Below are 10678 nucleotides of genomic sequence, written 5' to 3' on the forward strand. Positions count from 1 at the left end.
GCGCCAGCCCATGACCCAGTTCCGTTCTCTTCCGTTGTTGGCCAGCCTGCTGCTGGGTGCCTGCGCCAGCCAGGCGCCCAAATCCGCACCGCCGTCGGGCGGTACCGCCATCGCGCCGGCAGCCGACGCGCCGGTACGCGACGATGCCGGAGTGACCGCGCAGCCGGCCGCGTCCGGGATGGCCGCCCCGGATGCGCTGCCGGCGAGCGCTGCTGCTCCTGCCGATCCGCAAGCCGCTGCGGGCGCCGACACCGCCGCTGCAGGCGCGCCCACCGATGCCGAAAGCGACTTCGACGCGCTGTATGGCCCGACCACCTCGCAAGCAAGCGCCAACGGTACGCCGGCACAACCGGGCGCGGCGCCGGCATACGACCCGTGGGAGCGCTACAACCGCGGCATGCACCGCTTCAACATGGCGGTGGACCGCGGCGTGGCGCGTCCGTTGGCGACGGCCTACACCAAGGTGGTGCCCAGCCCGGCGCGCCTGGGCGTGACCAACTTCTTCGACAACCTGGGCACGCCGCTGACCATGGTCAACCAGCTGCTGCAAGGCCACCCGGTCCATGCGATGCAGTCGTTGGGGCGCTTTGTGATGAACAGCACCCTCGGTGTGGCTGGGCTGTTCGACCCCGCTTCGGCGGCCGGTATCCCGCGGCGCAGCGAAGACTTCGGCCAGACGCTGGGCGTGTGGGGCTGGCGTAACTCGCGCTACTTCGAGCTGCCGTTGTTCGGGCCGCGCACCGTACGCGACACCTTCGGGCTGGCGGGCGATATTCCGCTGTCGTGGATTCGCCAGGTGGACGACGGCGGTACGCGCTTCGCCCTGCAGGGCTTGCAGCTGGTGGACACGCGCGCGCAGCTGATGTCGCTGGATTCGCTGCGCGACCAGGCGCCGGACGAATACGCGCTGACCCGCGATGCGTGGATGCAGCGCCGCAATTACCAGATCACCCGCGATCTGCGCAGCCATCGCGAAAAGAACAACGAACTGCCGGAATACCTGCGCGACGACAAGGACAACACCGTGCCGGGTAACGCCATGCCGATCCCGAACTGGGTGCGTTGAGCGGTCGGATAGTTGGTCAGTGATGAACGTCGAAGCCCTGGAGCGATCCCGGGCTTTTTTGTGTCAGGCACCAGCCAGACCGGTTGCGACGTAACGGCGAACGCCGCATTGCGAAGCGCCTCGGCATGACAGCGCTGCTAGGTGCCGTCGTTGCGAGGCGGTGTCGGTACCGGTACCGCCGCATCTTGCGCAGCGATGATTTGCCACTGACCACTCCGCTTGATCCAGATATCGGTCCAGACATACCGGCCGGTAGACCCGTCTTTACGGGTCCACGTTTCACTCCCATGCGCGATCGCGGTATCTCCGAAGAACCTGACGTTTATCTCGTCGAGTGTGTTGGAAATGGTCTGCTTGGCAGGACCCGTCTCGCGAGTGACCTGGGATTTATCGTATCTGCGGCCCTTGGTGTCAGTCCCGATGAAGTCGTCGGCAAAGTAAATCCTGCGCTTTGACCGATTTCCTGTCACGACAGACTCTGCCCAATCGCGAGAACAGTCGACGATGTACTGCTCTGCCTGCGTGTCAGGGGTGGACGCCGTGCCGGGCACGTGCGAGCAGCCAGTCACCATCGACAACGCGAGCATTGAAGACCTGAAGAAGTACTTGAAGGTCATCGCCTATTCGCCGGCTCCCGATAAGGACATGACGCGTCATCGCAATGCCGACAGCGCTCTATGAGCGTGTGGCCAGCGCCGCATCAATCGCGGCACGCAAGCGCGCATCGTCGGCAGGGATGTCCGGGGCGAAGCGGTCGATGATCTTGCCGTCGCGGCCGATCAGGAATTTTTCGAAGTTCCACACCACGCCGGGCGCGGGGTTGGGGGCGATGCCGTAGCCGGTAAGTTTCTCGCGCATCGGGCCGTCGCCGGTGGTGTGCGGATGGGCGCTGGTCAGTGTCCGATACAGCGGGTGCGCCTGGTCGCCGGTGACGGCGATCTTGGCAAACATCGGGAAGGTGACGTCGTAGGTGAGCTGGCAGAACTGCGCGATCTCCGCTTCGCTGCCCGGCTCCTGGCCGTTGAAGTCGTTGGCCGGAAACGCCAGCACTTCCAGGCCCTGTGCGCGCTTGTCGCGATACAGCGCTTCCAGCCCTTCGTACTGCGGGGTCAGGCCGCACTTGGAGGCGACGTTGACCACCAGCAGCACCTTGCCGCGATAGTCCGCCAAGGTGGTGGGCTGGCCATCGATGCGGGTCACGGGAATGTCGTATAGCGTCTGGCTCATCGGTGCGTCCTGGGCAGGGAGAGCCCAGAGCATAAACGGCCACGGTGAGGCGAGCGATGCCGCTCGCTCACGCGGCTGGCAGTTGTCTGCAGCGACGCTCACGGGCCGATCGGCTGACCGGCCCGTCCACGCGCTCGGCCATCTTCGACGCCATCAATCGATGCACAACGCCACCTGGCCCCTGCCGCCGACCACCGTCTGGCGGCAACCAAAGCGATCGCTGTCGCGCTGACAGGTACCGGTGGCCGCCGCGCCGGTCGGCACGATGCTGGTGGCCAGGCAGTCGCCGCTGCAATCGCTGTCGTCGGTGCAGGTCTTGCCGGCATCGGCATACGGCACGATGCAGCGCGGAATCTGCATGCGGCCGACCGGCCGCAGTTGTCCACCCTTGGCCGTGCATTCGGCAGCATCGGCGGAGACGGTGTGCGGCGGCTGCGGAGCGTTCGCCGCGGCGGCCTGCCTGGTTGCCGAACTATTGCTGCATGCGGTCAGCAGCAGCGCGCAGAGCGCTGCGTGGATCCATCGGGTCGCCATGTTGAGCATCTCGTCTTGAACCAGGTGGGTGCAAGCATCGCGGTGGCGATGTCTGCGTGATGTGCTGTCGATCGGCGCAAGAGAACATGCCGGAGACCTGCATTCGTAGGAGCGCACCCGGGCGCGATGAAGCGTTATCGGTCATGCCTGGTCGCGCCCGGGTGCGCTCCTACGTCATGGTTTGTGGCATCGCCTTACGCAACCGATCACGCCTGCTCGTCGTTGCTGTCGTCTTCGCTGCTGGTGCCGGTGTCGTCGCTGCCATCGTCCAGCAACGCCTGCGACTGCTCGCCGGCCAGTGTTTCCACCCCGCGCAGGCGGCGTTCGATGGTGCGGGTCTTGCGGCTGGCTTCGCCCAGGCTCTTGCCGACGGTGCTGATCTGCCGCTCGGCCTTTTCGAGAATGCCGGCGAACTTGCCGAACTCGCTTTTCACCGCGCCCAGCACCTGCCAGACCTCGCTAGAGCGCTTTTCGATCGCCAACGTGCGAAAGCCCATCTGCAGGCTGTTGAGCAAGGCGGTGAACGTGGTGGGGCCGGCCAGCACCACGCGATGCTCGCGCTGCAGCAGATCGACCAGGCCGGCACGGCGGATCACTTCGGCATACAGCCCTTCGGTGGGCAGAAACATCACCGCGAAGTCGGTGGTGTGCGGCGGGCAGACGTACTTGTCGCTGATCGATTTGGCCTGGATGCGGATGGCGCGTTCCAGTTGCGCGGTCGACTGCTTGATCGCGTCGAGGTCGCCCTTTTCCTGCGCGTCGATCAGGCGTTCGTAGTCCTCGCGCGGGAACTTGGCGTCGACCGGCAGCCACACCACCTGCTCGTCGCCGCGTCCGGGCAGGCGGATGGCGAAATCCACCGCTTCGGCACTGTCGGGCTTGACCCGTACGCCGCGCGCGTACTGCTCCATCGTCAGCGTTTGCTCAAGGATGTTGTCCAGCTGCACTTCGCCCCAGCCACCGCGGTCCTTGACGTTGGTGAGCACGCGCTTGAGGTCGCCCACGCCGGTGGCCAGCTGCTGCATTTCGCCCAGGCCGCGCTGCACCTGTTCCAGCCGTTCGGAGACCAGCTTGAACGAGGCATCCAGACGCGTATTGAGCGTGGTCTGCAGTTTTTCATCGACGGTGGCGCGCATCAATTCGAGCTTGCTGGCGTTGTCGTGTTGCAGATTGGCCAGCTGCTGCTCGAGCGTGGCGCGCATCTCGCCGATGCGCAGTTCGTTGCGCTGGGTGAGTTCGTTCAAGCGCTGGCCCAGCGCTTCGGTGAAACGCTGTTGCGATTGCCCGGTTTCCTCGCGCCCCTTGCGGGCGTCTTCGGCCAGCGCGTCGCGCAGCGCGGCCATGTGGGTGTCGGTGCGCGCGATCAGTTCGGTCAGTTGCTGGCCGAACACCTGGATGCGGGTTTCCTGTTGCTGACCGAAGCCTTCGAGCTGGGTGCGCAGTTCGGTGAGCCGCAGGGTCAGCAGCTCGCCGGTGCGTTGTTGCGCAAGGCCGCTTTCTTCGCGCGCCTTGCGGGCATCTTCGCCGAGCGCATCGCGCAGCAGGTCCAGGCGTTGGTCGGTGCGCGTGGACAGCTCGGTGAGGTTGCGCGCGAAGGTTTCCAGGCGGGCGTCCTGCTGCCGCGCCAGGCCTTCGAGTTGCTCGCGCAATTCACCGCGGCCATCGCGTTGCTCGGCGCGCAGTGCATGTTCCAGCGCGGTGGTGGACGGACGTCGCAGCAGCGCCAGCAGCTGCAACACGAGGACTACGACGAGCAGCCCGAGAAGGATCAGGGATTCGGATGACATGCGCGCAGTGTAGCGGCGCCTGTCGCAACAGCTGCGTCACGCCTGCTGGCCGGCGTGATCATGCGCACGCGCTGCAGGAGTCAGCCAGACAGCGGCGACGCGGGCCGCTGTCTGGGCTTGAGGCGTAGGGTCAGAAGCCTTCCAGCACCAGCTTGCCGCGGGTGCGGTGCGATTCCAGCGCGGCGTGGGCGCGGCGCAGGTTGTCGGCGGTGATGCGGCCGTAGTGCTCGCCCAGGGTGGTGCGCAGCACGCCGGTGTCCACCAGCTCGGCGACGCGATTGAGCAGATGGTGCTGGGCGATCATGTCCTCGGTTTCGAACAACGAGCGGGTGAACATCAGCTCCCAGTGCAACGACAGGCTCTTGCGCTTGAGCGGCAGCGCGTCCAGCGTGGCCGGGTCGTCGATCAGCGCCAGCTGACCTTGCGGGGCCAGCACCTCGACCAGCTGCGCGAAATGCTGGTCGGTGTGGGTGAGGCTGGCGACATGCTGCACCTGCGCGATGCCGATCCGCTGCAGGCCCTCGCTCAGCGGCTGGCTGTGGTCGATCACGTGATGCGCGCCGAGTGCATGCACCCAATCCTGGGTTTCCGGGCGCGAGGCGGTGCCGATCACGGTCAGCTTGGTCAGCGTGCGCGCCAGCTGCACCAGCATCGAGCCGACGCCACCGGCCGCACCGACCACCAACAGCGCCTGGCCTTCGCCGCCACCTTCGGCAACGCCGAGCCGGTCGAACAACAGTTCCCAGGCGGTGATGGCAGTCAGCGGCAACGCCGCAGCTGCAGCGTCATCGAGCGTGGCCGGCTTGCGCCCGACCAGGCGCTCGTCGACCAAGTGGAACTCGGCATTGGTGCCCGGGCGGGTCAGCGCGCCTGCGTAGTACACCGCATCGCCGGGGCGGAACAGGCTGACCGCCTCGCCGACCGCATCGACCACGCCGCTGGCGTCCCAGCCGAGCACCCGCGGGGCATCCACCGCGGCGCTGCTGCGCACCTTGGTGTCGACCGGATTGACCGACACGGCGTGGATGCGCACGCGCAGGTCGCGCGGGCCGGGGGTGGGCAGCGGCAGCTCGAGTTCGACCAGAGCGCGCGCATCGTCGATGGGCAGGCCGTGTTGCGGATAGACGATGGCTTTCATGGCAGGGCGTCGTGCGGGAGGGAGCTGCATGGTCGGCCACCCGGATTCACGGAAAAACCGGCAAACTGCGCAAGCACTTTCACCATTGGAGTGAAGATGGTCCGCTTCGACGACCTGGCGCTGTTCGTACGGACCGCGGCGCTGGGCAGTTTTTCCAGCGCCGCGCGCGAGGCCGACCTGTTGCCGGGCCAGGCCAGCGCGGCGGTGGCCCGGCTGGAGCGCGCGCTGGATCTGCGCCTGTTCGCCCGGTCCACGCGCAGCCTGCGGCTGACCGCCGAGGGCGAGCAGTACCTGCCGTACGCGCGCGGTGTGCTGGAGCTGCTGCGCGACGGGCGCGAGCATGTGCGGGGCCACGACAGTGCGCTGCAGGGCGTGCTGCAGGTGACGGCGCCGTCGGATCTGGGGCGCAACGTGCTGCTGCCGTGGCTGACCGAATTCCGCGCTGCACATCCGAAGCTGACCCTGCGCCTGCACCTGTCGGATCAGGTGGCCGACCTGTATCGCGCGCCGGTGGATGTGGCATTTCGGCTCGGCCGTATCGACGATGCCGAACATGTGGCCTTGCCGGTGGCACCGGACAACCGCCGCGTGCTGGTGGCCGCGCCCGCCTACCTGCAGCGCCACGGGCGCCCCACCACGCTGGATGCGCTGCGCGAGCACGCCTGCCTGCTGTACGTGCTGGCCGGGCGCGCCTACCACCGTTGGCAATTCGACCGGGAGGGCCGCCGCCACGTGGTGCCGGTGCGCGGGGCGATGCTGTGCGACGACGCCGATGTGGTGCGGCGCTGGGCGGTCGCCGGCGAAGGGATCGCCTACAAGTCGTGGCTGGACGTGTGTGCCGACGTGCAGGCCGGGCGGCTGGAGGTGCTGTTCCCCGAGTGCGGCGATCGGCTGCCGCTGCAGCTGGTGTGCCCGCACCGCAAGCAGTTTTCGCCGGCGATCCGGCAATTGCATGCGCTGTTTGCGCAGCGCTGCCAGGCGCTGACGGCGTTGTACCCGGTGCAGGCCGGAGGGCTTGGTATGGGGTGATGCGGTGATCGCAGTGAAGTGATCGGCACGATTGCTTCGATAGACCAAGGTCGTTTCCCGATGCGGTGCGTACGGAGGCACGTCATCGGCATGCCACCGCGCCGTCTGCCACACTCGCGGCACGTGCCATTGCAGCGGCCTTCGCGTTTTCGGTGCGCAGATGATGGCTGTGCAGCTGCGCCATGACGCTGAAATAGTCAGCCCACCTGTTCGATGTCGCATGGCGTGCGGTGCTGCTGCGCGCGTTATTGCCGTGTTCGTTGAAGCGCCCATCACTGCGGCGGTTCTAGCCTGCCGGCATGACCGCACCCAGCCCGGTTCGCATGCAGCGCTATGCCAATCGCAACGGCCACTCGGGCGTAGTGGCCTACGCGCTGGCCGACGACGCCATCGCCGTGCGCTTTCGCAGCGGCGAGACCTATGTGTATACCGCCGACAGCGCGGGCGCCGAGGCCGTGGCGACCATGCAGCGGCTCGCCACGGCCGGGCGCGGGCTGAGCACCTACATCAGCCAGACCGTGCGCGATGCGTACGCGGGCAAGATCGAGCTATAGCGGCGCAGGAGTGCAGCAGTGAGAATGTACTGCGCGCTCTGCTAATTACCGCAGAGTGCGTGCATGCAATTGGCTGCGCACGCTGCATCATGCGCGTGCGGCGTTGCCTGCAGCGCGTATCACCGCCGCCAACTGCCAGCCATCACGCGTGTCACCGAGGAACACATGCTGGAGATTTACGGAAAGCCGAGCTCGATCAATGTGCGCAAAGTGTTGTGGTTGTGCGATGAGCTGGGGCTGGACTACACGCTGCATGCATATGGCAGCGGCTTTGCATCGGTGCAGACGCCGCAATTTCGCGCACTCAACCCCAATGCGCTGGTGCCGGTCATCCGCGAGGGTGAACTGGTGCTATGGGAATCGAACACGATCTGCCGCTACCTGGCTGCGCGCAGTCAACGCCACGATCTGCTGCCGGCCGCGCCCGCCGCGCGCGCACTGGTCGAGCAATGGATGGATTGGCAGGCCACCGAACTCAATACCGCCTGGCGCTACGCATTCATGGCCAGCGTGCGTGGCAGTGCAGCGCATACCGATGCGCAGGCAATTGCGGCGAGCGTGGAGCAGTGGAACCGGCACATGGCGATCCTCGATGCGCAGCTGCAGCGCGGCGGTCCGTTCGTCCTGGGCGCACGCTTCACGCTTGCCGACATCGTGCTGGGGTTGTCGACACAGCGCTGGGTCGCCAGCCCCATCGCGCATGTGCCATTGCCCGCGGTGGCGGCGTATTACGCACACTTGAAAACACGCGCTGGATTTCGGCGCTACGGTTGCACTGCACCGTAATGCCGCACATCGCACTTGTGCGAAGCGAACCAGACCACCGAAGCGATGCATGCAGCACGCTCGCACTGCATTGACCTGGGCATGAGTAGGGTGAGGGTCTGCTTTTGCGAGGCTCACCGATGACCACTGCCACCAACCAAACCCGCCTGCTGGCCCTTTGCCTGTTCGTTTTTCTGGGCACGTTCGCAGCGATCGTCTGGTACGTGATGCGGCCCTACGGCTCGGTGTATTTTTTCCCGGTGCATTTTCTGGTCGGTGCGGCATTGCCGTTTTTGATCTATGCGATCGGCGGAACCCGGCTGTGGTTCTGGATCGGCATGGGTATCACCGCCTTGGTGCTGCTGTGGTTCAACCTGTGGGGCCATGAAGCCAACGGCGCGGCTCCGCGGGTGCTCGACTGGAGCCACTTCGCTGCCGGTGTGGTCGGGCTTGCCGGCGCCTGGGCGGTGCAGCTGATCTATCGCAACGCGCGCCCGCCGCATCGCGCCTCGATTGAGTGAGCGGGGTGTGTGTGCGATTGCCTGCCGTCAATCGCGCATGCCGTGATGGATGGTTGTGCTTGGCGATGGAAAGGCACGATGCGCCGCGCGTGGGCTGATGCCATCGCGTGCCCACCTTGCCCAGGCACGGCTGCTGCATGACCTTGGACCGATAGCTTTGCTGCGCTGCGTTGGGCGACACTCGCGCATTCTTTGATTCCCGCGAGGTCCGCATGTCGTCTTGGCTCAGGCGCAAATCCATCGATCAGGTCACCGTGCACGAGGCCGGCCGGCAACTGGTCCGCAGCTTGAGTTGGCCGCATCTGATCGCGCTGGGCATCGGCGCCATCGTCGGTACCGGGATCTACACGTTGATCGGCGTGGGCGCCGACAAGGCCGGACCGGCAGTGTTGCTGTCGTTCGTGGCGGCCGGCATCGTGTGCGCCTGCGCGGCGCTGGCCTATGCCGAGATGGCCACGATGATGCCGGCTGCCGGCAGTGCGTATACCTACAGCTACACCGCGCTGGGCGAGAGCATTGCCTGGGTGGTGGGCTGGAGCCTGGTGCTGGAATATTCGCTGGTGGTCAGCACGGTGGCGGTCGGCTGGTCGGGCTATTTCGTCGGTTTCCTGCAATGGTTGGGCGTGGGGTTGCCGCAGGAACTCATTGCCGGGCCGCACGCCGGCGGCATCGTCAACCTGCCGGCGGTGGCGATCACTTTCCTGGTGGCTGGCCTGTTGATGGCCGGCACCAAGGAAAGCGCCACGCTCAACGCGGTACTGGTCGTGCTGAAGATCATCGCGCTGGGCGTGTTCGTGGCCATTGCGCTGCCGGCCTTCAACAGCGCCAACCTGCAGCCGTTCATGCCGTATGGCTTCTCCAAGGCGATGGGCCCCGATGGCGTCGAGCGCGGGGTGATGGCAGCGGCGGCGATCATCTTCTTTGCGTTCTACGGCTTCGATACGATTTCCACCGCGGCCGAGGAAACCAAGAACCCCGGGCGCGATCTGTCGATCGGCATCGTCGGTTCGATGATCGGCTGCACGCTGATCTATGTGCTGGTGGCGCTGGCCGCGGTGGGTGCGATGAGCTTTACCGTGTTCGGCAAGAGCCCCGAGCCGTTGGCGCTGATCCTGCGCGAACTCGGCCACGGCAAGGCGGCCTTGGTGATCGGTGCGGTGGCGATCATTGCGTTACCCACGGTGTTGCTGGCGTTTTTGTACGGGCAGAGCCGCATCTTCTTCGTGATGTCGCGCGATGGCTTGTTGCCGCGCGGCTTGTCCAGGGTCAATGCACGCACCGGCACGCCGGTGGCGATCACGCTGTTCACCGCGGTGCTGGTGGCGGCACTGGCGGGCGTGGCCCGGCTGGACGAAATCGCCGCCTTGGCCAACGCTGGCACGCTGGCGGCGTTCACGGCGGTGGCGGCCTGCCTGTTGGTGTTGCGCGTGCGCGAGCCCGGCCGCGCGCGCGCCTTCCGCACGCCGCTGGCGTGGGTGGTGGGACCGGTGGCGATCGGCGGCTGCCTGTATCTGTTCTGGAGCCTGCCGAGCAAGACGCAGGGCTGGTTCCTGCTGTGGAATGCGCTGGGCGTGGTGGTGTACCTGGCGTATGGGCGGCGGAATAGCCGGTTGAATCAGGCGGGCTGAGCGTCCTTCTCCCTGCGGGAGAAGGTGCCCCGCAGGGGCGGATGAGGGTGCGGGCGTAGCCTCTTGCAGGGGGTAACACGAGGGCTTTGCCCCGTCCCCTCACCCAAACCCCGCGCCCCAGCCCGCGCTTGCAGCGCGGGCGCTCCACGGCACGCGCGCCAGTGGCGCGCAAGCTGTGCCTTCTCGCCCCGGCGGGGAAGGGGCTTTAAGGAAGGTCTGAATAACGAGGCCTGAGAGTGCGGGATGTCGCGTCGTTCCGAAGAGTGGCGTTTGAATCTTTGGAATTTCGCCATTTCTGGCGCTTTCCGTGGGAATTTCCTGGTTTACAGGCGCACGCTCCCCATAGCCGGCAGCAACTGCTTTCGCTTCATCCACAGATTGGAGAGCGCAAACAAGGTCAGCACGTGTGCGGTGTTTTTGGCCAGGCCG

Annotated in this window: 11 protein-coding genes and 1 pseudogene; 6 read left to right on the top strand and 6 right to left on the bottom strand. The window is 66.3% G+C overall.

Features of this window, described 5'->3' with window-relative positions; genetic code table 11:
- Positions 1–10: 10 nt before the first annotated feature.
- Entirely contained in the window at positions 11–1066 is a 1056-nt protein-coding gene (locus F7R02_RS16875) for an MlaA family lipoprotein (protein ID WP_078591118.1), read from the top strand.
- A gap of 137 nt (positions 1067–1203) precedes the next feature.
- Here the strand turns inward: F7R02_RS16875 and F7R02_RS16880 are convergent, their stop codons facing one another.
- From F7R02_RS16880 to F7R02_RS16900, 5 genes are all read right to left on the bottom strand, one after another.
- Positions 1204–1683, bottom strand: coding sequence for a nuclear transport factor 2 family protein (locus tag F7R02_RS16880; RefSeq protein WP_078591117.1), 480 nt, complete (start codon positions 1681–1683; stop codon positions 1204–1206).
- Between the two features lie 58 nt (positions 1684–1741).
- The gene (locus tag F7R02_RS16885) at positions 1742–2293 is read right to left on the bottom strand and encodes a glutathione peroxidase (protein WP_078591116.1); all 552 of its coding nucleotides are present in this window, start codon (positions 2291–2293) and stop codon (positions 1742–1744) included.
- Positions 2294–2446: 153 nt separating this feature from the next.
- Entirely contained in the window at positions 2447–2851 is a 405-nt protein-coding gene (locus tag F7R02_RS16890; RefSeq protein ID WP_170914463.1) for a hypothetical protein, read from the bottom strand.
- A gap of 182 nt (positions 2852–3033) precedes the next feature.
- A complete protein-coding gene (locus F7R02_RS16895; protein ID WP_015472908.1) occupies positions 3034–4566 on the bottom strand; it encodes a DNA recombination protein RmuC in 1533 nt (510 codons plus the stop codon).
- A gap of 178 nt (positions 4567–4744) precedes the next feature.
- Entirely contained in the window at positions 4745–5752 is a 1008-nt protein-coding gene (locus F7R02_RS16900) for a zinc-binding alcohol dehydrogenase family protein (RefSeq protein ID WP_078591115.1), read from the bottom strand.
- 96 nt (positions 5753–5848) lie between these two features.
- Between F7R02_RS16900 and F7R02_RS16905 the strand changes: the two genes are divergently transcribed.
- From F7R02_RS16905 to F7R02_RS16930, 5 genes are all read left to right on the top strand, one after another.
- A complete protein-coding gene (locus F7R02_RS16905) occupies positions 5849–6781 on the top strand; it encodes a LysR family transcriptional regulator (protein WP_078591114.1) in 933 nt (310 codons plus the stop codon).
- 323 nt (positions 6782–7104) lie between these two features.
- Positions 7105–7335 carry a hypothetical protein gene (locus tag F7R02_RS16910; protein WP_033479810.1) on the top strand — a complete coding sequence of 77 codons (231 nt, stop codon included), beginning with the start codon at positions 7105–7107 and terminating at the stop codon, positions 7333–7335.
- 165 nt (positions 7336–7500) lie between these two features.
- The gene (locus F7R02_RS16920) at positions 7501–8121 is read left to right on the top strand and encodes a glutathione S-transferase (protein ID WP_003482287.1); all 621 of its coding nucleotides are present in this window, start codon (positions 7501–7503) and stop codon (positions 8119–8121) included.
- A gap of 119 nt (positions 8122–8240) precedes the next feature.
- On the top strand, positions 8241–8621 hold the full coding sequence (locus tag F7R02_RS16925) for a hypothetical protein (protein ID WP_078591113.1): 381 nt from the start codon (positions 8241–8243) through the stop codon (positions 8619–8621).
- Positions 8622–8833: 212 nt separating this feature from the next.
- Positions 8834–10249 (top strand): amino acid permease, encoded by a 1416-nt coding sequence (locus tag F7R02_RS16930; RefSeq protein WP_078591112.1) that lies wholly within the window; start codon positions 8834–8836, stop codon positions 10247–10249.
- A 323-nt stretch (positions 10250–10572) separates the two neighbouring features.
- Here F7R02_RS16930 and F7R02_RS16940 read toward each other — a convergent pair.
- A pseudogene (locus F7R02_RS16940) lies at positions 10573–10678 on the bottom strand (IS5/IS1182 family transposase); the annotation flags it as partial.

The sequence above is a fragment of the Xanthomonas cissicola genome (assembly GCF_008801575.1).
Classification (GTDB): Bacteria; Pseudomonadota; Gammaproteobacteria; order Xanthomonadales; family Xanthomonadaceae; genus Xanthomonas; species Xanthomonas cissicola.